Below are 25974 nucleotides of genomic sequence, written 5' to 3'. Positions count from 1 at the left end.
CTTACTCGGACGATGCCGGGACGCCGACGCCGTCGGCCGCCTGGCGGGGTGGTACCGGGACCACCTGGTCACGGGTGGGCCGCCGGTCGGCCAGATACCACTCGACATACTGCCGGACCCCGTCGGCGAACCGGGTGGTGGGACGCCAGCCCAGCAGCGCCTCGGCCGCCGCGTTCGACACCGGCCGCCCCCGGAAGTCACCCGGCCGCGCCGGCACGTGCTCGATCCGGACGCCGGGGACATGGTCACGGACCGCCTGCGCCATCGCCAGCACGCTGACCCGTTCGTCGCCTTCGAGCGCGATCGTCGCGTTCCGTGCGGAGTCGGCCATGGCGAGCACGTGCGCGTCGGCCAGGTCACGGACGAACACGTAGTTACGGAACTGCTGGCCGTCGCCGGCGATCGTGAGCGGCTCCCCGTCGAGCGCCTTCCGGAGAAACCGGGCCAGGACGAGTTCGTCGCGCATGCCGGGGCCGTAGGGAATGCCGTAGCGCAGAATTGTGAAGTCCACACCATAGGTCTGCTGATAGCTGTGGAGCAGCAGCTCCGCCGCTATTTTGGTGGAGGTGTAGACATGGCCGGCGCGGGCCAGCGCGAACTCGACGTCCTCGGTCAGCGGGTGCGGGTCGTCCGGGTCACCGCCGGCCGCGCCGTAGACCCAGACGGTGCTGGCGAACAGCACCCGGCGCACACCGGCGACGCGCGCCGCCTCGCAGACGTTCGCCGTGCCCTCGACATTGAGCCGCACGGTCCGGATCGGGTCGGCGAAGGCGTGGTCGACATTGGACATGCCGGCGAGGTGGAAAACCACCTCGCAGCCGTCGAACGCACTGGTGACGGCGGGCAGGTCCAGAACGTCGAGTGCTCTGCGGTCGGCTCGTGGATCAGTCTTGTGCGTCTGTAGATCGAGTGAAATCACGTCATGGCCGGCATCGGCGAGCCGGTCCACTACATGGGCCCCGATGAAGCCGGAGCCGCCGGTGACGGCTATACGCATGGTCATCCGTCCAGAATTGTCGGTTGCGGGCCGGGTCGCCCGGTGCAATTGCCCGAGAACTGCTACGAACGATGATCACCTGGTCAGAGCTGTACCGCCAGGGCCTCGAGAGCGGAGGCGAGCGACGCAAGCACATGATCCACCTCGGCCCCGGTCATGTCCGAGTGGACCGGGAGGCACACGTGACGGGCACACAGATCCTCGGCGACCGGCAGGTTGCCGCCGGCATACGACGCGAAGGCCGGCTGCTGGTGCAGGGGTGCCTCGTACACCTCGCCCGACAGTGACACGCCGTAGCGCTCCTTGAGCTCCTTTTTCAGCCGGGCCCGTTCAATGCCCGGACGCGGCAGGGCCAGATATTTGTAGAAGTTGCCGTACCCGCCGGCCGGCACCCGGACCGGCTCGATCCCGTCGATCTGGTCGAGTCCCGCGTCGTACCGGGCGGCGGCCCGGCGGCGGACCTCAAGGAATTCGGACAACCGGCGCAGATGCACCAGTCCGGTCACGGCGTGCAGCTCACTCAGCCGCCAGGCGTAGCCCTGTTTGATGTGGACGTTGCCGAGGAAACCGGCTTTCCCCTGGTCCCGGAATATCACCGCGTCGTCCCGCACGCGCTCGTCGGCGGTGAGTATCATCCCGCCCTCGCCGCTGGTTATGACTTTGGTCGGGTAGAACGAGAACGCCGCGGCCACGCCGAAGGACCCCGCGGGGCGGCCGTCATGACTCGCCCCGTGGGCGTGCGCCGCGTCCTCGACCAGAAAAATGCCCCGTTCGTCACACAGCGCCCGAATAGCGTCGGCTTCCGCAGTGATCAGGCCGCCTATGTGCACCAGAACGACCGCCCGGGTACGCGGTGTGAGTACAGCGGCCACGGTGGCCGCGCTGAGCGCGAACGTGCCGGGGTCCACGTCCGCGAAAACCAGGTCCGCGCCGGCCCGCAGGACGGCGAAACCGGTGGCCGCGAAGGTGTTCGTGGGTATAATGACGTCCGAACCTGCCACGTCCAGCGCCCGGAGAATAATCTCAAGCGCCGCGGTGCCACTACTGACAGCAATGCCAAAAGGGGCGCCGTGGGCCGCGGCAAAGGCGGCCTCGAACTCCCTCGTATACGCGCCGAGCGTCAGCGCCCCACTGGCCAGTATCTCCGACACCGACGACGCAATCTCCGCGCGATCGGCCTCCGGGAAGACGATCCGCGCTGATGGAACCTGCATCTGCACCCCTTCAAAGTCCCGCGTCCTGTCAAGTCACCACCTGCCGGTCCGGGCACGGTGGACAGCGACGCTACCGGTTCACCCACCGTGCGGCTGTCAGGATCATCCTGCTCTCGGGCATCCTCCCCTGATCCTTTTCACGGCCGTCCGGCGGAGAGCCGCCCGCCCGGCCCAGGAATGACCACCGAGCACCCGGTTTACGTTTTAGCGTATCCATTAAATAATAGATCTCATTGCCGTCCAATACCCGTCCGACAGATACTCGTCCGGCCACAGTGGGACAAGTCACCTGGACGATCCCACAAACCGGCCACAACGGCCGCGAGTACGAATCACAACAACACGACCATGGTCTTGCGATCAGCTGACAGGCGCATTTTACGGCTCGCCGACGACCGGAGACTACCTCCTGTCACGTTTACATAAACGGACAGTAATATCGATCTTCGGAAGAAACACCCGGCCGCTGGACGTGTTCACGAGGCCGACAAGACCAGCAAGACTGGCAAGACTGGCAAGACTGGCAAGACCTTCATATCCGGCAGAGTCGGCGAGGTCGACACAATCGACACCAAGGACTGGCCGTTCGGGGGGATCCACCGCCGTCGCGGCTCGCGCGGACGAGCGGCATCCGATGCGCCCGCCACGTGGCCGCCGATCAGGCCCGACCAGACATGAGGGCAGGTCGCGGGCAGCATGAAAGGCCCCGGCAGAGGGTAGACATGATCTGACGTACGGGGGGAACGCAGATCACTCACCGCTCTGCCGGGACGCACAGCAAGCGTATCGGGAAGGCGCCCATAAGGGGAGCAGGAACGGCCAGGACTTTGGTCCCGTCTCGAGTCCCGTCCCAGCACCGTGACACCGCCACGGACCCGTTCGTTACGGATACGAGTCCGATCGGGATATCCATGGGCACAGCGGACACGAAGGGGCTCTCGTGATCTGGCGCCGGACCTGGCCTCCAGCGGATCTCGCACCAGGCCGGGGACAGCGCGATCATTTTCGGCGCTCGGCGGCCCGGCCGCGGGAGCGGATGATCCGAAAATTCCCGAAGATCTTCAAAGCTCGACGGATCCGAGAGGCCCGGAGGGCCCGGACGCCGGGACCGCGGGCTCGGGGTGCCGCGAATCCGCCGGCCCGCGACGCGCTCGAAGGAGCCACAAGGTGACACGGAACAAGATTGTCAGAAGCCTCGCCGGTGTCGTGGAACTTGTCGACAAGGTGGAGCCCTGTATCGAGCTCCAGGACACGATGACCGGCGGCGAGGCAGCCCGCGAAATGCGTGACGCACATGTCCGCTACGCCCGGCTCGTTCATCTGGAAAAAGATCTTGCTCGATCATCGATCATCACTGTCGGAGATCTTGACAGGCTTTCCGACCCCGCCCGCCCGCTGGTGGATGTGATCGACACCTTCCAGCCGGAGATCTTCCTCGACTGGCGCGACTTCCTCACCGACGCGGTCAATCGGGCACTGCGTGACATACCAGCGGAGACGACCATCACGGTCGAGGACGACGGCCAGCCGCTCGGCGTCCTTTCGGCCGGGACCGTCCAGGCATTCGTCTCGACCAGCCGGGAGTGACCGGCGGCGGCCTCGGCCGAGCGTCACCGGCTCGCGCCGGATCGACGACCGGAGGCCGGCAGTGGGAGACGCCCGCTCGGCGCTGCGCTCCGGAGCAGAGCGGTTGACGTCGGTATTGACGCCGGCCCTGACGTGAACCCGCCGCCGCACACCGCCCAGCCAGGTGAGCCGGCCGGTGCCGGCAGGCCACACAATATGGGACCATATCGCTCGACAGTGTTCCCATATCGCACGGGAGCACCATGCGGCACCCAACACAGGAAGGCTGCTATTCAGCCATGAGAGCATCCCCGGTGTGCCGTACGGATATCGACGAACACAAACCGGGAGAACTCGGCCGGATCCCGGATCGGTGCCGGCTTTCGGCCGGCACCACCCCGTCCACCCTGCCAGTCACGCCAGGTGAGCGCATCCGACGATTCCAGCCATCGGGACCGTCCCGGTCCGTCCGATGACAGGATTCCGGCCAGACTGGATTACGACACCGTCCAGCACCGCATAACCGGAACGGCAGACCAACATGGCAGACAGAGCATGAACATCGAAACTCCCGGCTGGTTCCGGACCGCACTCGAGCGGCGGCCCGAACAGTATGCGACGGAGGTCGAGGGATGCCGGATCAGTTACCGATGCTGGGGGGAGCCGGACCGGCCGGGAATCGTCCTCGTGCACGGAGGCTCCGCGCATGCCGGCTGGTGGGACCACATAGCGCCGTTGATTGACAGCGAATACCGAGTTGTCGCCATCGACATGTCCGGCCATGGCGACAGTGGGCGCCGTGACGATTACAGTCTCCAGAACTGGGCCGCCGAGATAGTCGGCGTCGCCGAACACGCTCAGCTGGCCGGCAGCCCGATCGTGATCGGCCACAGCATGGGCGGCTGGGCATCGATCATGGCCGCCGCCAGCTACCCGGAGCGGATCAGCGGGATCGTCATCCTCGACGCCCCCGTCGCCGACGTCACCCCCGAGGAAAGGGCCGCCCGCGAGCGCACGGCGTTCGGGCCGCTGCGGGTCTACCCGACCGTGACCGAGGCGCTGGCCCGCTTCCGGACCGTGCCCGATCAGCCCAACATGCTGCCCTACGTCGTCAACCATGTGGCACGGTCGTCCATGGGCGCCGTCGAGGGGGGCTGGACCTGGAAGTTCGATCCAGGGATCTTCCGCGGCCGCCGGCCGTCCCCGCAGATCCTCAAGGAGGTGCGCTGCCGGGTCGCGCTGTTCCGGGCCGAACACGGTCTGATAACCCCGGACATCGGTACCGAGATGTACGAACTGCTCGGCCGGGTCGCGCCGGTCATCGAGATCCCGCTCGCCGGGCACCATCTCATGCTCGACCAGCCGCTGCTGCTGGTCACCGGCATCCGGACGTTGCTCGCGGACTGGCAGCACTCCGTCCCGCAGACCCGCCCGAAGGTCGGGACGAACATCGCGTAGCTGCCTGGCAGGAGCCGCTGGAACGCCCCCGGCTCCGGGCCGTCACCCGGTATAGCCGGATGACTCCGCTTTCCCGAGACGATGGGTGGGGATCAGCCCCGTCCCCGGCTCCCCGCCCCGCTTCCGCCGTGCGTTCACCGGTTCGGCGTTCACCGGCTCGGCATCCACCGGCTCGGCATCCACCGGCTCGGCATCCACCGGCTCGGCGCTCACCGGCCCGGCGCCGACAGGTTCGGCGCCCACCGGCGCGGCGCCCGACACGGGTGCCGTCGGCTGACCGGTTCCGGCGGCGAAGGACGCGACCGCGGCGATCACCAGTGTCGCGATCGAGAACACGAACACGGCGACGAGGCCGTCCGCGAACGGCCCGGAAATCAGGTTCGGGAAAAAGGCGTGCCCGGTCACGTGGGCACCACCGTCCGGCAGCGCCGCCAGTGTCTGCGGTGTGAGCAGCTGCTCCATCGGGTTGTAGCCGAGAAATGCCGAGAACAGGACGCCGATCGGCGGGAGGCCGGCCACCGTGCGCGCGGTCGCGTCCGGTACGCCCTGCGCCAGCAGGCCATTGAGCATCGTCGACGGCAGGGTCCGGGAGAGACCGATGACGATGAGTGTGAACACCAGGCCGATGGACAGCACGATGGCGGAGTTCTGGAAGGTCGCCGTCATACCGGCGCCGACCCCCCGCTTGTTCGCCGGCAGCCCGTTCATGACATCGGCCCGGTTCGGCGAGGAGAACAGGCCGGTACCGATGCCGTTGACGAACAGAATCAGCGCGAACGACGGATAGGAGAAGTTCACCGGTATGATCATGAAAAGCACGAAGCTGGCAATGACGGTGACAAGACCGCCGACCGTGAACATACGGGCGCCGAACCGGTCGGAGAGCGTTCCCGCCACCGGCGCGGCCACCAGGAAGCCGATCGTCAACGGGATCATGTAGATACCCGCCCACAGCGGCGTCTCGGCAAAGCTGTAGCCGTGCTGTGGCAGCCAGATCCCCTGCAGCCAGATGATGAGCACGAACTGCAGCCCCCCGCGCCCGAGCGACGCCAGCAGGGAAGCGATGTTGCCGGCGGTGAACGAACGGATGCGGAACAGCCGCACATCGAACAGGGGCTCGGCGACCCTCGACTCGATGACCGCGAACACGACCAGGACCGCCAGCCCGCCGGTCATCGCACCGAGCACCCAGGGGCTGGTCCAGCCCATGGTGTGCCCGCCGTAGGGCTGGATGCCGTAGGTGATCCCGATCAGCAGCGTGATCAGCCCGCCGGCGAACGTCGCGTTTCCCCACCAGTCCATCGCGGTGCGTTGCCGCACCCCGTTGTCCCGGAGCTTGGCGTAGGCCCAGAAGGTCCCGAACACGCCGAACGGCACCGATACCAGAAAGACGTAGTGCCAGTTGATGGGGGCGAGCACGCCGCCGAGCAGGAGCCCGATGAACGTACCGGCGATGCCGGCCACCACGTTGATGCCCAGCGCCAGCCCCCGCTGCTGGACCGGGAAGGCGTCGGTGAGGATCGCGGTGGAGTTGGCGAAGATGAACGCCCCGCCCACGCCCTGCACGATCCGCCAGCCGATGAGCCACAGGGCCGCCGCGCTGCCATCCATCCAGGTGAGGGCCAGCAGGACGGAAGAGACGGCGAAAATCGCGAAACCCATGTTGTACATGCGGACGCGCCCGTACATGTCCCCGAGGCGCCCGAAGGTCACCACCAGGACGGCTGTGACGATCAGGAAGCCCAGCATCATCCACAGCAGATAGCTGGTGTTGCCCGGCTGCAACGGGTTGATGTTGATACCACGGAAGATGTCCGGCAGGGCGATCAGGACGATCGAGGAGTTGATCGTGGCCATGAGGATGCCCAACGTGGTGTTGGACAGCGCGATCCACTTGTAGTGCCGGCCCGGCGCGGTGGGCTCGTCGACCACGGCGGACGGTCGTGCCGTGTCGCGGTCGTCCGCCGTGGTCGGCTCTGCATGATCCGTATCCCGCACCTGGCGCCCCTCCTCGAACGTCGGCGATGCCTCGCATCGAAAACTTGCTTAGTAAGACTAAACAAGTTCCGCCCATCAAGGAAGACAGAAAATTCCGATCATGGCATGAAGATCTCAGTTATGACAACAAGTTCACGTCACATACACAACGAGAGCTCTTCTGGGATCGTCCGATGATCAGCTACAGCAGGCGCCGCCGCAGCAGGCGCCACCGCCGGACGGAACAGGCAGCGGCGGGGCCGACGCCGACCCCGCGCGGCTGACAGCGACGGCGGTGAACAGCCGAGTGGTGTCGATATGGCCGTGCGGACATGGATTGTCGGCGGCGGCCGGTTCGGTGATGCCGCGTCGCACCTCGAAACTGGTCTCGCACGTACGGCAACGGTACTGGTACGCAGGCACGGGCTGATTTTACGCCGACCGCTCCACCGCGATGACAAATCACCGTCGCCGCGATCACGGCCCGCCCACACGCCCGCCGGTCCGGGCCGCTGGCAGCGCGACAGTGGTCCTCGCGGGACCTCGCGGGACCTCGCGCTGCCGCGGGCCCGGGTTCCCGGCCGTCCAGGCGGCCCGGCCGGGTGGCGGATTCTCGTCCGGAGCCATCTTAGGACGGGCCGGTTGCCGCCGGTCAGCAGAACCGGACCGGCTGGCCGGTCGCCTCCAGAACCGACAGCCAGAGGTCACCGGCCGGATCGACCTGGCTGCGGTGGCTGATGGCCATCGTGATCGGGACGTGCACGAACCGGCGGCGCCACCGCCCGACGATCACTTCGGTGCGGCCGGACATCGCCGCGTGCACCGCGGCATGCGAGAGCCGGATGCAGTACACACTGTCATAGGGGTTGGCCGGCACGCCGCGGATCACATAGCTCGGGTCGATGTACTTGAGGTTGACCTCCGTCTTCGCGGCGCTGAAGTGGTCCGTGATCCGCCGGGTGAGGAACTTGCCCACGTCCCGCAGCTTCACGTTGCCCGAGGCGTCGCTGCCCTGGGGCGTGTGGGGCTCCTCCTGGGCGAGGAGGTCCTGGCCGGCGCCTTCCGCGACGACGACGACCGCGTGCCCCCGCTCCTCGACGCGCCTGTGCAGGAAACGCAGGAGACCGCCCTCGCCCTCGAACCTGAAGGGCACCTCGGGGACGAGCACGACGTCCGCGTCGCTGTTCGCCAGGGACGCGTAACATGCCAGAAAACCCGAGTGCCGGCCCATGAGTTTGACGACCCCGATACCGTTGGGCGACGACGTCGCCTCGACGTGCGCCGCCCGGATCGATTCCGACGCCTTCGAGAAGGCGGTCTGAAAACCGAAACTCTGGTCGATGTACGGCACGTCGTTGTCAATCGTCTTCGGCACGCCGACAACGGCAATCTTGTCCCCGCGCTCGCGGGCGACCCGGCCGATCTCGAGCGCGCCACGCAGCGAGCCGTCGCCGCCGACCACGAACAGGATGGTGATGCTCATCCGCTCCAGGCAGTCGACGATCTCCTCCGGGTCCTGCTGGCCCCGGGACGTGCCGAGGATCGTTCCGCCGTTCTCGTTGATGGTGCTGACAAGCTCCGGGGTCAGGTCCAGCACGCTGTGGGCGTACCGGGCGATGAACCCCTGGTAGCCGTTGCGGAAACCGAAGATCCGGGTGACGCCGTAGTGGGAGGTCAGTTCCAGGACCAGGCCTCGGATGACGTCGTTGAGGCCGGGACAGAGCCCCCCGCAGGTCACGATTCCGACCCGAGTCTTCGACGGGTCAAAAAAGATCTTCCGTCGCGCCCCGGCCGGCTCGAAGCCGGGCAGGTCGTCCAGTGACACGTTGCGCCGGGAAACCATCGACAGCGTGTCGTCGAGCAGTACGCGGTCGTCCTCGTCGACGTAGTGCTGGGTCGTCCGCTTGTTGTCGATCAGCGGCGCCAGCGGCGACTCGATCCGGCAGGGCCCCAGCACCCTGACCGAAGCATCCGGGACATCGTCCATCAGTAACACGCCCTCGGCGACCCCGGGAGCGGGCCCCCGGGTGGCGGCTGGTCTGCCGGCAGCCGGCCGGCCGGCAGACCAGCCGCCGCACCAGCCGAATTTCCGACACAAAGCAGATATTCTCGAGTGAGACGCACCACGACCGTCAGATCTCCTTTCTCGCCCACTCGCGTCAAAGCGTACCGGCCGAGCTCCCGATGCCGATACGGGAGACCACAAACCACGTAACAACGGACGGCGGATGAAACCCGTCCTTTACCGGGTGGATACACGTGGGAACGGTACCCGGGCCGGCTGCCGGCGGCCGCTGGCGGCTGGGCGGCGGCCTGGCAGCAGGTCGCGGTCAGCGCCGGCCCACAGCCGGGCCGTCCCGGCAACGGTGCCCGCACGAGCCAGGAGTGAGATGACTAACGACGCGCGAAACAGGAAGTGACAAAAAAGACGGAGGGCGTGTAAGTGGACGACCTGGGCCGGCCGGGGCCCCGAGGCCGCCGCCAGCGCGGAGCACGCCCGCCCGTACCCGCCTACACCAGTCCGGCGGTCCGGTCGTGCGGGGTTCCGGCACGTTCGACCGGCCGGGCCGTCAGCACGGGCAGCCGTTCGGCGATGAGCAGGGCGAGGTCGTCGTGCAGGTTGCCGCCGACATGGCCGTGCACGTGGGAGACGAGCCGATCCAGCGCGGCGTCGAGGGTGACGGCCGCAAGCGCGGCAAGGTGGTCGTCCAGGCGGAAGAAGGCCCGGTCGCTGTTGCGCGCCTCGATCAGGCCGTCGGTGAACAGCAGCAGCCGGTCACCAGAATCCCACCTGCTGGTGGTCACCGTGAAGTGCTCGGCGATACCGAGCGGAGGGCTGGGCTCGATGATCTGTACCGGGCGGGCGGAGCCCCCGGACAGGAGCACGGGCGGCGGGTGCCCCGCCGAGATCATTCGCAGCATCCCGTCCGGATGGACGTCGACGATCAGGACGGTGACGAAGTCCTCGGGCCCCGCCTCCCGGCAGACCGCCCGGGCGCAGGCCTCGGCGACCCGTTCGATCTCCGGGTAGACGACGGCGGCCTCCCGGAACGCGCCGAGGACGACCGTGGTCAGCCGGACCGCCGGCAGCCCCTTGCCCTTCACGTCCCCGATGATCATCCGGGTGCCGGTGGGCGTCGTCACCACCTCGTACAGGTCGCCGCCGACAAGGGTCTCGGCCGCCGCGGAGAGGTAGCGGGCGGCGAACGCGATCCCGTCAACCGCCCCTGGGACGGCCGGCAGCAGCGCCCGCTGGGCCACGTCGGCCACGGCGCGGACGCGTCCCAGTTCCTTCTCCCTGCGCAGCCGCGTCACCGCGACGTAGCCGGCGACACCGGCCTGGATGGCGACCAGGACACAGGATGTGACGTGCTGCCCGCTACCGAAGTCCTCCCAGACTCCTGACACCACGCCCGCGGCCACCGCGGCAAGCCCCACGATCACGGTGACGACCGGCGCCCCGGTGGCCGAGGCGAGCAGCGGCACCAGCCCGTAGAAGCCGGTGAGGTTGATCCGCGGGACGACGATGTCGGCGACGACCAGCACGACCAGCAGGCCCAACGGGCCCAACGGGCCGCTGTCGGTCGCCGTGACCGCGTTTCCGTCTGTCCGCACTGTCCGCATTGTCCCCATCATGACCACAACCAACGAACAAGGAAACGCCGATCACCACGATACGGCCACGGGCCAGCCGCGCCACGCGGCAGGGACGCGGGCCGGGCCGCACCCCGCCGCCCACCGCCGGGCGAGCGGCGGCACCACCATGATCCAGCCATGCACAGGAGATCATCGACGCTTGCGCTACAGGTTGCAGTCGCCAACAAGACATGCCCAACACAACACTGCTGGGCCGCAGTAGACACGGGAACATCAACTGTGCACCATCGGTGGCAATGCAGACGAATGATGTGAACCCGACAGGTGGCCGATACCGGCCCGCCATCGACAACGGAGCCGGGCCTGCGCCGGCCGCCGCCCCGCGGATCGTCGCGGCTTCCCGATCCGCATAGGGCCGACGGCCGGGCGGCCAGCGAGGCGGGCACACCCACGTCTGCCACCGGAGAGGACCTCAAAGAAAGATCGGCAACAGTCGACCGGAGAGCACGCGACCATGGTTTCCCTCGGGTGCTCTCCGGCCTGGGCAGACCGTCAGCGGGGGGAACACGGTGTGGAGGCAGACACTGCTTCAGCTACGAGCAAAGATCTTTGCGTCGGCGCGGAAGCGCTCGAGCTCCTCCGCGCTTATGGTGGGCCGTGACGAGCGGGCCGCGGCGAGCAGGTCCTCGGTGCTCACCGGCAGCCGCTCCCCTTCGTCGACCGCGCGGAGGAAGGCCGCCGCCACCGCCCGCTGGACCATGGACGCGAGATCGGCCGGTGTGAACAGCTCCGTCGCCGCGACCACCGGTTCGATGTCGACCTGCTTGTTGTCGATCCGTTCGAGGAAGCGGTCGAGCAGCAGGCGGCGTCCGGGCGCGTCCGGCGGCCCGACCGGGAGGATGAGGTCGAAGCGGCCCGGGCGGACGAACGCCGGGTCGAGCGCCGCGATCGAGTTCGTCGCGCAGATCAGCAGCCGCCCCGGGGTGTTGCGGAACTGGGGGATCGCCTTCAGCAGCTCGTTGACCACGGACTGGCTCTCCGGCCCCACCGCGTCCCGGGACTGGGCGATCTCGTCGACCTCGTCGATGAAGACCACCACCCGTTCGACCTGCATGAGCTCGGTGATGGCCGTGCGCAGCTCCGCGGCGAGGTTGCCGTCGCCCGCCGCGACCAGCCGGGACGGCAGCAGCTCCACGAACGGCCACTCCAGACGTGCCGCCACCGCCCGGGCGAACGATGTCTTACCGGTGCCCGGTGGCCCGAACAGGAGCATGGCCGTCGGGGTGACGACCCCGTACGTCTCGGCCAGTTCGTTTTCCTTGATGGGCAGCAGCAGGCGTTGTTCCACCAGCCTCTTGCCGTCGGCCATACCGGCCAGCCCATGCCACTCGGCCGCGGTCAGCAGGGTGCCGCCCCAGCGTTCCACGGTCGTGACGTCCGCCGGACGCAGCGGTTCGTACTTCTCGTAGAGCGTGAGTCCGGTCTTGGCGAATCCCCGGTTACGGAAGGCCAGCTCACCGAACTGCCCCGGCGCGAGCAGTGTCGTGATGCGGCGGTGCCCGGCGTGCAGCAGCTGGTTCTCCAGCGCCTGGAGGAGGGCGGATCCGATCCCCCGGTAGCGCCAGGCCGGCGAAATCGCCAGCGCGACCACCTGGGCGTGCCCGCGCTCGTATTTCGCGACCGCGACGCCCACGAACTGGTCAGGTGTGACGGCAACGACCGCGGGGGTGCCCTCCCGCAGCGCGAGAATCGTGTCGGTCAGGTCAAAGGACGGTCCTTCCGCGTCGGCTCTGACCTCCTCAAGCAAATGGACCGTCGCAGTGTGATCGTTGGTGTCGTAGGACCGCACGTGCCAGTTCGTCACAGCCGGCTCCCTTCACTCGTGTCACTCGTGCGCAAGTAGGTTGGATTACCTGTCGCGTCGTTCACACTCGGGCGGCACTCGCGGCGGCGGCAAGAATCCCGCAACGCAGGATGAGGAGCGCCCGCGGGCAGGAGTGTCATTTCGTGACATCCTGCCCGCGGGCGCTCCGAAGGAGTCGGATCACCACCCCGCCATGTTCTCCTCCGGGGTCACGGGCGGAGCGGGAAAACAGTGGTATCCGATCTGGTGAGTTGGTCGGCTGTACCGGCCGGCGCGGGTCATCCATCCGCGGAGGGGAGCGCCAGATGACCCGCGCCGGGGTCTCACCCAGGGGCCACGGCCATTGTCGGCGGTCACCTGGGGAGCTTTTTTCACCACATGGTCACCGGCCGCGCGAGCCGGCCCCGAAGCGGCCGGGCGCAACCGGCGGGCGGTGGGCGCCCGCCCTTCTCCACCGGGTCGCGGCCGAGGTGGCCGGCGTGCGGCACGGAGATCCACGTGGCGTTATGTCGTTACGATTCCCGGTCGGATTCGCGCCGGCCCGGAAGGGGCGGCCGCAACCAGCCCGGACGAGCAGTGAATATTTCGTCGCGGTAACAGTTCCCGCATTTCCGGTAAACCCGCCGGCGTTCCCGCCACGGGGTGGGCGTCCCGGTACGCCGGGACCGCGGCGGACCGTTCCCCGCGGGCCGCGGCCCGCGCCTCGAGGACGGTCGACGATCATTGTCGCCGCCCCTGCGAGTCGGATCATCAGACCGCGCCCCGCCGAGGCCGTGGGATCGCGCACTCCCCCGCCGACGGGGCGGCGGACAGCAGCTCCCGGCCGGCCCGAGCCAGCTCGTCCGACAGTTCGGTCAGGCCCAGCCGCCGGCCGACGGCGGCGCGCACAGCCCTCAGATGCGTGAGCAGGGCACGGGCCTGGTCGATCTCCTCGTCCGGCGCGCCGTCGGCGATCAACCGGGCGAGCGACGTCATGACATCGCTTTCCGAGGTCACAGCCTCGGCATATTCACGTGCGGCTATCCATAGCCGGGCCGCGGTGTGCTGCCAGTCGGCCATCGCCGCGGCCATCGCGGCGGCCATCGGCACCGGGGCTGCGATGCGCTGCAACGTCGGCGTGCTCACCGTGGTACCCGTGGCGCCGGCGGGTTGACCAGCTGGCGGCGCAGCGCACGGCGCTCGTCCTCGTCCAGGCCGCCCCACACCCCCGCGTCCTGCCCGGTGCCAAGCGCCCAGTTGAGGCATTCCCGGATCACCAGACAGCGGCGGCAGACGGCCTTGGCCTCCTCCAGCTGCCGCAGGGCCGGCCCGGTGGTACCGACGGGGAAGAACAGCTCCGGGTCCTCGTCCCGGCAGGCGCTGCGCTGGCGCCAGACTTCCAAATCCTCCGCGGACTGCGGCTCCTGCGCTTGGACCCGGCTCCACATGTATGCGGAGTTCACGTCCTCGAACTGGCCGCGCAACTCGCCGTCGGCGTCCAGCACAAGAACTCTGCTACCCATACGACACCGTCCTGTGGTCGCGTCGAGATGAAGACTAAATCGAGCAGAAGCGTATGGCCGGCCCATGTTGCTGTCTACTCACAATGTTTCCGAACGCGAGATCCGGGAATAGTACCCACGGAGGCCCGCGGAACCCGGAAATAAGGCCTGGAGGACAACAGCCGGCGCTCCTGATTCGTTCGGGATGGTGGAATTCAGGGCCCGGTGGTACAGCTACCGGCCAGTTCACGGATCCGCACGATCACCGTCCGGATACTCCGCGTGTGCCCGAGTCCCACCGTGGCGGGGTTCCGGCCGGGGCCGCATACGGGGCCGACGAATACCCGCGGGGGCGGAATCCGGGAAAAATCAAGGTGCTCCCCCGCGGGCCAACCAGGAACAACGACTCACCACAGATGACCGCGGGTCCTTAGACTCCGGTGGGGGGGTTGGCTACGTTCCGAGTACATGCCTTGACATGACGGCCAAATGGGAGAAGGTCAGATGCCTCCTCGAAGGGTTACCATCGGTCCGTTGCAGCATGCACGCCAGATCCGCGGCCTGTCTCTGGCGCGGGCAGCGGAAGAGATCAAGAGTCTCGCCGAGGACATCGGTAGACCGTGGGATGCGTTGACCGCACAGCGCCTCTCGGAGTACGAGGGCGGCAAGCGCCCAAGCTGGGAACACTGTGATCTCCTTGCTCGCTATTACTGCACGAATGTCGTTGCCCTAGGCTGGGCGTGCGACTACACCGGGCCCGAAAGCGGGGCCCTGGCACTCCTGGCCAATTCAGTTGACGATGGGGAGGCTCGATGGGCAGACGCCGATCTCGACCTTCTGTGGAGACCTGACGGATTGAACGTCGGGTTCGAGGAGGTGACCGCCAACATGGAAAGGCGGAAGTTTCTGAGTGTGTCCGGCGTGGCACTGACATCGGTCGCGCACCACTGGCTCATGACCGATTCAGCCGGGCTCGCCGCGACACTCGAGGGAAAGCGTGTGAGCGACTCGCTCGTCGCCGGCTTCGAGCGGCGGGTCGAAACGCTTCGCCGAATGGATGACGTTCTCGGAGGAGATGACATATACGAGCTGTCCATGGCGGAGCTGCGGGTCGCCGTGCGCGTCCTGCGGACCGCGCTGTACGGCCACGCCCACGAGGCGCGGCTGTACGCCGTCGCCGCGGAGCTCGCCCGGCTGGCGGGCTGGGCCGCGTTCGACAGCGGCTACCACGGGGGCGCCCAGCGCCTGTGGATGGTGGCGCTACGGGCCGCTGGGGAGGCCGGGCAGCCGGCGCTGGGGGCCAACATCCTGCGCTGCATGGCCGAGCAGGCGTCCTGGTACGGCGACCCGAACGACGCCATCACCATGCTCCGCTCGGCCCAGGCCGGCGCCCGCACCGCGATGACCGCCACCGAGAAAGCAGCCATCTCCGGCGCGCTCGCTCTCGCGTACGGCCGGGCGGGTGAAAGCGCCTCGGCCGCAAGAACTGCCGAGGACGCGGTTCATCTCATCAATCAGTCTCAGCCGGCAGAGGATCCGCCGCATATTTACTGGTGCGTGCCGCCCTGTATTTCACTGTTCGCCGGTGAGGCGTTGTTGTCCAGTGGCGACGGGGCCGCCGCGATTCCCTACCTGGATGCCGCAGCCGAGGGCCTGGCCGGTGATTTCCCGCGCGCCCGGGTGGAAGCCATGACCAGGTTGGGTGTCGCGCACGTGCGGGCCGGAGATGCCGAAGCAGCGGTTCAGCTCGGGCACCAGGCCGTCGAACAGGCGGCCCTTCTCGACTCCGGTATGGCCGGCAGAGATGTGGCGACGCTGTGCCGTGAGATCGAACTTACCGGATACCCCGGAGCCGCCGATCTCACGGATCACGCCCGCGTCGCGCTGACCGCTGTCGGCTCAGCCTGACCGGCCCGCGGGCAGCTCCACAGGCCACACAGCCATGATCCTTCCAGGTCGGAGGCTCCGGTTCGGACCGGCTCCGCCGGCCGGACGGAGCCGGCGGACCCGGACCGCCTGATTACTGAAGGCGACATCATATTCGGTTTCCGTGACAGGAACCGGCTCTACGTTCCGGCGCCGGACAGGGCACCGAGGGCCTCGGAGGCAGTCGGGACGACACCACCGTCCCGGCTGCCTCTTTCCCTTTTGCCCTGAAAGACCGATTCGGCACAATTAAATGATCTTCAAGGTCATTGTCAACACTGTGATACTCGTCACATCAATAGATCAACCTAGCCCAACCCAGGCCAAATTTTCAAGATCCAATCTTTCGGAGAACACACGAGGATCACATATACGATCTTCATCGGCGACTCCTGTGGGCGACGAATCCAATCCTTACAGTAATGACGATTACGGAGAGTTAAATATACCCGAAGTGTCCCGCCAAATGCCCACCCGCGGGGCACATCTGGACCACGCCACGAACAGGGCAGCCGGTAAGACAGCGGCAGAAGAATCCGGATCTTCAGGGCCTTTCTGCCCGGCCACCGGGCCGGGAAACTGATAGCCAGGTCACGCCCGGGCGGACCGCCCGGGTTTGTCCACCCGGCCGGACGACCGGCGTGCGGTGGGTATGCGGTGGGTATTCCGCCCACGCCGGTATTCACGCGCTCCCCGCCACCGGCCCAGCCAGGCAGCCGGCCCCGTGGGCCCATCACGGAAGAAACATGATCGATTCAGCCCCGCCCTCGGACCGGGCCCAGTGGGTACTGATCGCCCGAATACCGGCTCGCGCCGGCGGAGATCAGCCAAACGGAAGATCTATCAAACAAGATCGATTTTTCCGGCGTCAGCAAGCCGTCAGAGACGGGTCACACCGGGCAGCCGCCCCAGGACAGGCAGGGCCACGAAGCCCTCGGCGTAGGCGGCCCCGATCCGAGCGCCCCACAGCCGGCCGAGGTTCTCGGCCATGGGAGCGAACTCCTCGCTGATCGGCTGGGTGCCACCGTGCGCACGCAGTGCCCGGAGCTTGACGTCGAAGGTGGCCGTGACATCGACGATCGTGGTGGCCCGCACCGGGCCGTCCATGGTCAGGGAGTTGTAGCTGTCGCAGGTGTAGAGCCGGCGCGGGCAGCCGGTGGCGAGCACCGCCCGCGGCAGGGCCTCGAGCACGGCCGCCGCGACCCGCCGGTGGCGCGGGTGGACGTCGGCCGGCGGATGGGTCACCACTATCTCGGGAGAGAGCTCGACCAACAGCTCCTGGAGCTCGACGGCGAGCCGTTCGGGGTCGAGGACGCGCAGGCACGCGCCGAGAATGCGCGCTCCCGCGGCGGCCTCGGCCATCCGGTCGGCGGTGTTGCGCGGGACGGCGACGGTGACCTCGGCCGCCCGGGCGTGCAGGGCAAGGGTGCCGCCGGCCCACAGCTCCGCGTCGTCGGGATGGGCCATCACCGCGAGCACGCTGCCCGGACGGGCCGTCCCGGCCGTCCCGGCCGGCGTGGCCGTCCCAGCCGCCGGATCGTGGTCATTCATGCCGCTGTCCGTTCACGTCCACCCACGCCCTAACCCATCCCGAAATAGCTTCCATTGATCAGGTCGGGATCGGCGGCGAGAGCCGCCGCGGTGTCGCTGAAGGCTATCCGGCCCCGGTCGAGGATGTACCCGCGGTCCGCCGCGGCGAGGGCGAGCGACACATGCTGCTCGATCAGCAGAATGCCGGTGCCGTGCTCGTCCGCCAGCCGGCGCAGGACGGCCAGCAGGCTGAGCGCGAGATCGGTCGCCAGGCCGGCGGAGAACTCGTCGACCAGCAGCAGCCGCGGCCGGCGGGCGACGGCGCTGGCCAGCGCGAGCTGCTGCCGTTCGCCCCCGGAGAGCTCGCCGCTGCCACGGTCGAGCAGGGGGCGCAGGGTGGGGAAGCTCTCCAGCGTCTTCTCGATCTGGTCACCGGGCCGGCGGCCGACAGCCAGCCGCAGGATCTGGCGGACCGTCAGGCCGCGCAGCGGCGTGCCGCCCTGCGGCACCACCGCCAGGCCGCGGCGGGCGAGCCTGGCCGGGTGCGCCCGCCGCACCGGCTGCCCGAGCACGGTTATCCGGCCGCCCAACGGCGCGATCGTCCCGGTCACCGTGCGGACCAGAGTCGTCTTGCCACCGCCGTTGGGCCCCAGCAGGGCGACGACCTCGCCGGCCCGGACCTCAAGCGAAAGGTCGTGCAGCACGGGAACACCCGCGTACCCGCTGACGACCTTCTCGACGAGAAGTGCCCGCTCCGGCCGGGCCTGCGTGGGCAGCCGTACCGTGCTGGCCGGCGGAGCGCCGAGGTAGATCTCACGGACCTCGGCGCGCTCGCGGATCTCCGCCGGCGGGCCGTGCGCGACCATCCGGCCGCCGCTGAGCACCACGACGTCGTCGCAGGCCTCGAAGACCAGTTTGATGTCATGGTCGACGAGCAGGATCGCGCAGCCACGTTCGGCCAGCCGTCGTATCCGGCCGGTGAGGACGGATCGGGCGGCCGAGTCCAGGCCGGCCGCCGGCTCGTCCACCAGCAGCACCTGGCCACCCGCGGCCAGCGCCCGGCCGAGGCCGACGGCGAGCCGTTCGTCGTGGTTGAGCATGGCCGGCAGTTGCTCCGCGACCGCGCCCAGCTCCAGCGTCCAGGCGGGTTCCGGCCCGGCGACCGCCAGGTTCTCGGCGACGGAGAGATCCTCGAACAGTTCCAGGGACTGGAAGGTGCGGGCCAGGCCCCGGCGGAACCGTTCGTGCGGTGGCAGTGTGTTCAGCACCGTCCCGTCCAGGATGATCCGGCCGGCGCTGGACGGGGTGAATCCCGTGATCGCGTCTATCAGGGTGGTCTTCCCGGCGCCGTTCGGCCCGATGAGGCCGGTCACCCGACCAGCACGCAGCGCGAACGACACGTCGTGGACGACCTCGACCTTCCCGTAGCGGACGCACAGCCCGTCGACGTCCAGACGTATGGTCACCGGGCCACCTCGGCATGTCGGGCCAGCCGCCGGGCCGGCTTCGATTGTCGTGGATCGTAGGCAAGCCCTTCCGGACGCACCACCACCAGGACGACCAGGGCGACACCGCACAGCAACGACTGGTAGCGCGCGAGATGGCCGAAGTTGTCCAGCACCGTGAACACCACACCGCCGGGGGCCAGCAGGCCGCCCAGCATCGCCCCGCGCACGCTCATCACCCCGCCGACCGACGCGATCGCCAGGAAGAACAGGGACGCGAACACCCCGAAGGAGTCGAACGACAGCCTGCCCTGGCCGTAACCGATGAGGCATCCGCCGAGACCGGCGATCCCGGCGGAGACGGCGGACGCGAGCAGCTTGGTCCGGGCGGCGTCGACGCCCATGGCCGATGCCGCCCGCTCGTTGGAGCGGACCGCGAGCATGCGCAGGCCCGACGTGGACCCGCGCAGCCGGGCCACCCCGAAGCCGCACAGCGCGAACACGCCAAGGCAGAGCAGCCCGTACCCCAGCCGTGGGAAGCCCTTCCCGGCCACCCCGAGGTCGAGGCCGAAGAGCTCCGGCGGCGGGACGACCGAGCCGGCAAGCCCACCGGTAATCAACGGGTTCACAAAAACGATCTCCTGGAAGGCGACCCCGGCGGTGAGCGTGACGATGGCCAGATCGACCCCTCGGATCCGCCGCGACAACGCCCCGAGCACCAGGCCCGCGACGGTGGCCGCCGCGGTGGCGAGCAGCGGCGCGAGCGGGAACGGCACGCCCAGACCGCCCTGCAGCCGGGCCAGCAGGAACCCGGCCACCCCGGCCAGCGACATCTGCGCGAGGGAGAGCTGGCCGGCGAACCCGGTCAGCACGACGAAGGACAGGCACACCACGGCGGCAGCCAGGCTGCGTTCCAGGCCCAGCCGGTAGGGGCCGCTGAGAACGAGCAGCGTGAGCGTTCCGGCCGGCACGAGGACGGCGAGATCGCGCAACGGACGTCCGGTCGGCTCCGCGCGCGGCAGCCGCGCGACCGCTGCCACGGCCCTGGCCCGCCCGGGTATGAGCTGGCCGCGGGTGACCGCGACGACGATGAGGACGAGCAACGGGAACAGCGTCCGCAGACCGGGCTGGTTGAGCCATGGGACGTCGTGCTGCAGAGGCAGGAGAACCGACTGGAGCATGCCGAGCAGCAGCGCGCCGACAATGGTGGCGCCGAACGACGACAGCCCACCGAGCAGCGCCGCCGCGAGCGCGGGAACAATGAAAAGAGTGTAGGTGGACGGGCTCAACACGCTGATCGGGGCGACGAGTATCCCGGCGAGCGCGCCGAGTACGGACGCCACGACCCAGCTCACCGCGGCGACCGCCTCCGGGCGGTAACCGAACTGTTCCACCGCCTCGTCGGATTCGGCGACCGCCTTGGTGGCGAGCCCGAACAGCGTCCAGCGGGACACCGCCCACATGATCATGCCAATGCCCGTGACCAGTACCGCGAGCAGCGGACGGTCGACCGGAAGGGCCACTCCGAACGCGGAGAAAGATTTCTGCGGAAGTACGGAATCGATGAACCTGTTGTCCGACCCGAACTGCAGTACCGCCAGCGCCTGGAGGGCGATCATGAGGCCGACCGAGGCGACCAGGGACAGGGCTGGCGGGGCGTGCCGGAGCGGCCTGAATATGAGAAAGTACACAAGCAGGCCGAGGAGCGCGGCCATGGCCAGCGACACGGCCAACGCCAGCGCGAAGGTGGGGCGGTCGGTCAGATGAATACGGGGCGGAAGACCCACGACGGGCAGGACGATGTCCCCCACGTCCCGCAGTTCCGCATACTGGTAGGTGGCGTACATTGCGAACGCGGCGTGCGCGACATTGACCACCCCCGAGGCGCGGTGTATCAGCACCAGCCCAAGCCCCAGCGCCGCATACACCGCGCCCGCGCCCAGACCCAGGATCAGTGCCGCGACATACGTGGACACAGCGCTCTCCAATCGACAGGGCAGCCCGTTGCGGACCAACACGGTGCCTTGTGGGCTAAGGCAGTGTAACTTCTGGCAATATGACGCTGTCCCGCCGTGTCGTCGCAGCAGCCGCAGTCACGTTGGCCGTCCTCGCCGGGTGCACCAGCCAGCGCGGCAGCGGCTCCAACAGCCCAGGTCAGGCCGCAAACCACCTGAACGGGCCGCCTGTCAAGATCGGCTTCGTCTCCATGGAGAACACCCCGCTCGGGTCGTTTCCCGAGACACGAATAGCTGCCGAGAGGGCCGTCGCCTACGCCAACGCCGTGCTTGGCGGGGTTCACGGCCGGCCGCTCGAACTCGTCCCCTGTGCAACAAATGGCTCACCGGAGTCGTCCCAGGACTGTGCCAACCGGCTCATAGCCGCGGGCCCCGTGGCCGTGGTCGGCGGGGTGGATCTGAGCACCGAGGCGGCCATGTCGCTCTACCAGCAGGCCGGCATTCCCTATGTCAGCGGATCACCCCAGCTGAGCGGGGAGCTGAGCTCGCCCAACTCCTTCTCGCTGACCGGTGGCACGCTCACGGAACTGCTCGGGATCACCGAGTACCTGACCACCACCAGGCATGTCACAAAGGTTCACGCCCTGTACGCGGACCTGCCCGGGCTGCTGACCGCCGCCATTCAGGGATCCAGGAGCATCCTGCAGAAGAAAGGAGTCTCGGAGATCCAGCTGGTATCGGAGAAAGTGGACACGGCGGACTTCGCCCCGGCGGTCAGCCAGGTCGCGTCCGGGAACCCGGACGCGATCGTCGTTGTTTTCCCGGCCCAGTCGTGTGCCCGTATAGCCCAGGCCGCCGGCAGCCTTCAGGTGAAAGCACCGATATACTTCGTCGGCTCCTGTGCGACGGCCGCGGTGGCACGTGCCGGCGGCCAGGCCACCAGTAACATGAACTTCGCCTCCAGCTATCTTCCGCTCGACTCGACCGGTGATGACAAGGATGCCAAAGCATTCCGTGATAATGTACCGGAAGCATCGCGCTCGCCGTTGTCACAGGCGTCTTTCTCGACCGTTCTCGCGGTACGGTCACTGCTCGCCGAGATCACACAGACGACCTCCGGAGATCTGCGGGACGCGTTCAGGGCGGCCCGGGACCATCCGAACGTGATGGCCCATCCGTTCACCTGTGACGGCACCCTGATAAAGGCGTTCCCGGCGGTCTGCAACACGGCGGTACGCATCCTGCGGTGGTCGGACGGAAGGTTCGTCGACGCCACCGGCACCTGGGTGGACGGCCGCGGGCTCATGTCACTGATCGGATGATCGTCAGGCTCACCGGCCCGCCGGCACCGCCGATCGCTGGCGGCGCCGGCGGGCCGGGCATCCCCGACGCCCGCGCGGCATCCCCGGCGCCCGCGCGGCACCCTCACGCGCACGACGGCCCTGCATCCTGGCATCGAGACGGGCGCCGGGACGGCCAGCCCGCGACCGCCTCGATGCAATCCGTATTGACAACGGTTTCCAGATCGGGGACAGTTCCGCTCGGATGAACCACCCCGAGCGCCCAGGAGGTTCCGTGTCCCTGACCGTCTCCCCCGACCTGCTCGCCCAGGCCGAACGCGGCCACGTCCCGGACGACGCCTTCCTCGCCTGCGTGCGCGACTCGCTGCCGTACGCCTACGAGCTCGTCGAACGGCTCGCGGGCAGGCTGCCCGGCAGCGATCGCGACTTCGCGGACAACCTCGTCCCACCGCCGGACGACGCTGCGCAGGGGCAGCTGCTGCGGGCGATGGCGAGCACCGCCATCCGGGCCGCGCTGGAGAAGCGCTTCGGCGTGGCCCTCGCCTTCCAGAACTGTCACCGCCTGGCCGCGTTCCGGCCGGAGGCGGTCGGTGGGGAGCAGCACCGACGATTCATCTCCAACGAGAGCCAGGTACTCAACCAGCAGCCGGAGTTCGTCAACTGCTGATCGTCAACCGCTGATCCCGCCGCTGGCCAACGGGCCCGGCGTACCGCCGTGCGCGGGCGCGCCACCGGGCCCGGGCAGCGGGCTCGCCTCGCCCGCGGCGCCCCCGGCCGGCCGGGTCCCCCCTCGGGCCCGCCGGCGGCGGCGGGACGGCGTCCCGACGGCGGGCGCGAGCAGCGCCGACAACGCGAAGACCCCCGATGCGGTGAGCACGATCGCGCCACCGGCCGCCACGGACCACTGCCGGCTGACCGCCAGGCCGATAACGCCGCTGGCGGCCCCGAGGGAGACCGAGAGCACGGTCATGCCCCGCACGGTGTCGCACCACAGCCTGGCCGTCGCCGCCGGCGCCACGATCAGCGCGACCGACAGGATCGTCCCCACCGCCGGCACCGAGGTCACGATCGTCGCCTCGACCAGCAGCAGGAGGACGACATCGAGCCGGCCGGCCGGATAGCCGGCCGCGACGGTCGCGTCCCGGTCGAAGGCCCCGAAGACAAGCTCCTTGGACAGCAGCGCGAGAACCACCAGCACGACGGCCGCGACGATCCCGGAGGTCACCAGGTCGTCGGCCTGCACGGTGAGGATGGATCCGACCAGATAGGCGGTGAGGTCCCTGGTGAACCCCGACTGGGCCGACAACAGCAGCACCCCGAGGGCGAAGCTGCCCGACAGCACGACGCCGGTGACGCTCGTGCTGTCACCGCGGGCGGACAGCGCGGCCACGGCAAGAACCACCAGGAAGCCGAAGACCCCTGACCCGAGGTAGAGATTGATCCCCAGGATCGCCGCGAGCACCACCCCCGGGAAGGTGGCGTGCGTCATGGCCATCGTGAAGAAGCTCAGCCGCCGCAGCACCACGTGCACGCCGACCGCGCCGCACAGCGCGCCGACGAGCACCGCCTCGACCAGGGCACGGCGAGTGTAGGAATCCGACAGCAGGTCCAGGGCGGCCATCTACCGGACGCCTCCGCCCACGTGGGCCTGCCGGGCAGGCCGGTCGGCCGGGAGCCCGTCGACGTCCGCGACCTCGTCCGGCAGCCGCGCGCCCCGCCGCCAGCGGCGCCGGACGAGCGGGCCGACGCCCAGCGCGAGCAGGTAGAACACGACCAGCGCGAGCACGATCGTGGCGCCCGAGGCGAGCCGCACCCCGTGGTTGATCGACGCCTCGTAGCTGGCCGCGAGCCCCAGCCAGCCGCCGAGCACGCCGAAGAGGACCGCGAGCCCGGTCACGACCAGCAGCCGGTCGGAGAGCAGCCGGGCGGCGGCCGCCGGAACGACCAGGAGCGCGATGCTCAGAATCGTCCCGACAGCCTTGACCGCGGCGACGACGACCAGAGCGATCATCAGGTTCAGGACGAGGTCGAGCAGCACCACGCGGTAGCCCATGGCCCGCGCGGTCTGCTGGTCGAACGTCCGCAGCAGCAGTTCCTTGCGCAGCGCGTACAGCACCAGGCCGACCACCACGGCCACCACCGCCGTCTGCGTGATCTGGGTGGAGTCGACGGTGAGCACCCGGCCGAACAGGAACGTCGTCAGGTCGGCGGTGTAGGACCGCTGCCGCGACACGAGCACGACCCCCAGCCCGAAGAACGAGGTCAGCAGGATCGCGAGCGCGGCGTCCTGGCCCACCCGCGCCCTGGCCGCGGCGACGGTGAACAGCACCACCGCCAGGACCGCGAAGACCAGTGCCCCCGGGACGATCCCCGACTGCCCCGACACCAGGTAGCCGATGACGACCCCGGGGAAGACGGCGTGGCTGAGCGCGTCCGCGAGAAAGGCCAGCCGGCGCAGCACCACGAACACCCCGACGCCCCCCGCGAGCGCACCGAGCAGCAGCACCTCGACCAGCGCCCGCCGCATGAACGGCAGCGCGAACGGATCCAGCAGCAACCGGCTCAGCACCGCGGATCCCCTGCCGGGACGCCGCCTGCCGGGACGCCGCCTGCCGGTGCAGCCGCCGCCGGCCCTCTTGCCAGCGGCCCTCCCGCCGGCGGACGGCTCGGGAACGGGTGGCCCGCCCAGGTACGGCTCATGCCGGCTGATACGTAAGCCACCCGGTTTACCCCTATTTGGGGTGATACCGAAGGCATCCGAGGTACTGACCCGTGGACGGGTGGCTCACGGCTGGGCAACGATGACACCTTCGCCCCGCAGCTCGAGCGCGGCGCTGCCGTAGGCCGCCCGCAGCCGCTCGGGGGTGAGCGTCGCCGCGGTCGGGCCGAAACCGAACTGGTGCCGGTTGACCAGGCAGACGTCGTCGCAGGCCAGGTGCGCCAGGGACAGGTCGTGGGTGCTGATGACAACGGTGGTGCCGGCCGCGCGCAGACCGTCGATCGCTGACAGCAGCGCCTGCTGGGAGAGCGTGTCCACCCCGTTGAACGGCTCGTCCAGCAGCAGCAGCCTGGGCCGCTGGGTCATCGCCCGGGCAAGCAGCACCCGCTGCCGCTGGCCGCCGGACAGGGTGCCGAAACGGTCACCACCGCGGTGGGCGAGCCCCACCGCGGCCAGCGCCTCGGCGGCGATCAGCCGGTCGGGCCGGCGCGGCCGGCGTACCCAGCCGATCTGGCGGTAGCGGCCCATCAGCACGACCTGGCCGACCGAGACCGGGAAGTCCGGATCCAGGGTGTCGGCCTGCGGGACATAGGCGACGTCCTGACGGGCCCGGACCGGTGTCCGCCCGAGCACCTGGATGCGGCCGCGGACGACCGGGACGAGCCCGAGGATCGCCTTGATCAGGGTCGACTTGCCGCCCCCGTTCGGGCCGATGAGGGCGACCATGTGCCCCGCGCCCACCACCCCGTCCACGTCCTCGAGGACGGGCACCCGGCCGTAGGCGACGCTTGCGCGGTCGAAGACCACTACGGGGGAGAGACCGTCGTCGGCGTCCACGGGAGCTGTACCAGCGTCGACGTCGGCACCGCCGTCGACCTGGGAGCCGACCACCTGTTGCTTCACTTCACCATGCCTCACCGCAGGCCCTGGCGGACCATGCCTCA

General features: G+C 68.9%; 20 protein-coding genes. 5 read left to right on the top strand and 15 right to left on the bottom strand.

All coding sequences use genetic code 11. The features are described from left to right. Position 1: 1 nt before the first annotated feature. A complete protein-coding gene (locus AC5LUJ_RS02825) occupies positions 2–997 on the bottom strand; it encodes an NAD-dependent epimerase/dehydratase family protein (protein ID WP_250283006.1) in 996 nt (331 codons plus the stop codon). Between the two features lie 83 nt (positions 998–1080). Further along, positions 1081–2211, bottom strand: a complete 1131-nt coding sequence (locus AC5LUJ_RS02820) for a DegT/DnrJ/EryC1/StrS family aminotransferase (RefSeq protein ID WP_250283007.1) — start codon at positions 2209–2211, stop codon at positions 1081–1083. A 1167-nt stretch (positions 2212–3378) separates the two neighbouring features. On the opposite strand from AC5LUJ_RS02820, the gene AC5LUJ_RS02815 reads away from it, so the two are divergent. Together AC5LUJ_RS02815 and AC5LUJ_RS02810 are read left to right on the top strand one after the other, a co-directional pair. Continuing rightward, the gene (locus AC5LUJ_RS02815) at positions 3379–3798 is read left to right on the top strand and encodes a hypothetical protein (protein WP_250283009.1); all 420 of its coding nucleotides are present in this window, start codon (positions 3379–3381) and stop codon (positions 3796–3798) included. A gap of 534 nt (positions 3799–4332) precedes the next feature. After that, entirely contained in the window at positions 4333–5235 is a 903-nt protein-coding gene (locus AC5LUJ_RS02810) for an alpha/beta fold hydrolase (protein ID WP_250283011.1), read from the top strand. Positions 5236–5277: 42 nt separating this feature from the next. Here AC5LUJ_RS02810 and AC5LUJ_RS02805 read toward each other — a convergent pair whose 3' ends face one another. The 7 genes from AC5LUJ_RS02805 to AC5LUJ_RS02775 form a co-directional block, all read right to left on the bottom strand. Next, complete coding sequence (locus AC5LUJ_RS02805) at positions 5278–7233, bottom strand: MFS transporter (protein ID WP_250283013.1); 1956 nt, start codon at positions 7231–7233, stop codon at positions 5278–5280. Positions 7234–7410: 177 nt separating this feature from the next. Further along, positions 7411–7635: an FmdB family zinc ribbon protein gene (locus AC5LUJ_RS02800; RefSeq protein WP_250283015.1), complete on the bottom strand. Its 225-nt coding sequence runs from the start codon at positions 7633–7635 to the stop codon at positions 7411–7413. A gap of 229 nt (positions 7636–7864) precedes the next feature. Beyond that, positions 7865–9199, bottom strand: a complete 1335-nt coding sequence (locus AC5LUJ_RS02795) for an ATP-dependent 6-phosphofructokinase (protein WP_250283017.1) — start codon at positions 9197–9199, stop codon at positions 7865–7867. Between the two features lie 524 nt (positions 9200–9723). Beyond that, positions 9724–10836: a PP2C family protein-serine/threonine phosphatase gene (locus tag AC5LUJ_RS02790; protein ID WP_250283021.1), complete on the bottom strand. Its 1113-nt coding sequence runs from the start codon at positions 10834–10836 to the stop codon at positions 9724–9726. 562 nt (positions 10837–11398) lie between these two features. Continuing rightward, on the bottom strand, positions 11399–12673 hold the full coding sequence (locus AC5LUJ_RS02785; RefSeq protein ID WP_250283023.1) for an ATP-binding protein: 1275 nt from the start codon (positions 12671–12673) through the stop codon (positions 11399–11401). Between the two features lie 750 nt (positions 12674–13423). Further along, the gene (locus AC5LUJ_RS02780) at positions 13424–13798 is read right to left on the bottom strand and encodes a hypothetical protein (protein WP_250283024.1); all 375 of its coding nucleotides are present in this window, start codon (positions 13796–13798) and stop codon (positions 13424–13426) included. Continuing rightward, a complete protein-coding gene (locus AC5LUJ_RS02775; RefSeq protein WP_493464409.1) occupies positions 13795–14175 on the bottom strand; it encodes a WhiB family transcriptional regulator in 381 nt (126 codons plus the stop codon). Before AC5LUJ_RS02775 ends, AC5LUJ_RS02780 begins: the two co-directional genes overlap by 4 nt. A gap of 483 nt (positions 14176–14658) precedes the next feature. On the opposite strand from AC5LUJ_RS02775, the gene AC5LUJ_RS02770 reads away from it, so the two are divergent. After that, on the top strand, positions 14659–16062 hold the full coding sequence (locus AC5LUJ_RS02770) for an NsdA family TPR-like regulatory protein (RefSeq protein WP_250283026.1): 1404 nt from the start codon (positions 14659–14661) through the stop codon (positions 16060–16062). 897 nt (positions 16063–16959) lie between these two features. Here AC5LUJ_RS02770 and AC5LUJ_RS02765 read toward each other — a convergent pair. From AC5LUJ_RS02765 to AC5LUJ_RS02755, 3 genes are read right to left on the bottom strand one after another with little or no spacing between them, the layout of a single operon-like run. Continuing rightward, positions 16960–17631: a PIG-L deacetylase family protein gene (locus tag AC5LUJ_RS02765; protein ID WP_250292682.1), complete on the bottom strand. Its 672-nt coding sequence runs from the start codon at positions 17629–17631 to the stop codon at positions 16960–16962. A gap of 29 nt (positions 17632–17660) precedes the next feature. Then, positions 17661–19076 (bottom strand): ATP-binding cassette domain-containing protein, encoded by a 1416-nt coding sequence (locus AC5LUJ_RS02760; protein ID WP_250286898.1) that lies wholly within the window; start codon positions 19074–19076, stop codon positions 17661–17663. Then, the gene (locus AC5LUJ_RS02755; RefSeq protein ID WP_250286896.1) at positions 19073–21031 is read right to left on the bottom strand and encodes a branched-chain amino acid ABC transporter permease; all 1959 of its coding nucleotides are present in this window, start codon (positions 21029–21031) and stop codon (positions 19073–19075) included. Before AC5LUJ_RS02755 ends, AC5LUJ_RS02760 begins: the two co-directional genes overlap by 4 nt. An 80-nt stretch (positions 21032–21111) precedes the next feature. On the opposite strand from AC5LUJ_RS02755, the gene AC5LUJ_RS02750 reads away from it, so the two are divergent. Together AC5LUJ_RS02750 and AC5LUJ_RS02745 are read left to right on the top strand one after the other, a co-directional pair. After that, entirely contained in the window at positions 21112–22332 is a 1221-nt protein-coding gene (locus AC5LUJ_RS02750) for an ABC transporter substrate-binding protein (RefSeq protein ID WP_250286893.1), read from the top strand. Positions 22333–22585: 253 nt separating this feature from the next. Then, positions 22586–22978 (top strand): SCO5389 family protein, encoded by a 393-nt coding sequence (locus AC5LUJ_RS02745; RefSeq protein ID WP_250286891.1) that lies wholly within the window; start codon positions 22586–22588, stop codon positions 22976–22978. 3 nt (positions 22979–22981) lie between these two features. Here the strand turns inward: AC5LUJ_RS02745 and AC5LUJ_RS02740 are convergent, their stop codons facing one another. The 3 genes from AC5LUJ_RS02740 to AC5LUJ_RS02730 form a co-directional block, all read right to left on the bottom strand. Continuing rightward, positions 22982–23932 carry a metal ABC transporter permease gene (locus tag AC5LUJ_RS02740; RefSeq protein ID WP_493464408.1) on the bottom strand — a complete coding sequence of 317 codons (951 nt, stop codon included), beginning with the start codon at positions 23930–23932 and terminating at the stop codon, positions 22982–22984. Continuing rightward, positions 23933–24880 (bottom strand): metal ABC transporter permease, encoded by a 948-nt coding sequence (locus tag AC5LUJ_RS02735; protein WP_250287251.1) that lies wholly within the window; start codon positions 24878–24880, stop codon positions 23933–23935. It lies immediately after the preceding gene. 216 nt (positions 24881–25096) lie between these two features. Continuing rightward, entirely contained in the window at positions 25097–25933 is an 837-nt protein-coding gene (locus AC5LUJ_RS02730) for a metal ABC transporter ATP-binding protein (protein ID WP_250287252.1), read from the bottom strand. Between the last annotated feature and the right edge of the window lie 41 nt (positions 25934–25974).

The organism is Protofrankia sp. CiP1_Cm_nod3 (assembly GCF_982290655.1).
The sequence above is the reverse complement of the archived record's forward strand: the minus strand, read 5'-3'. Positions and strand labels throughout refer to the sequence as shown.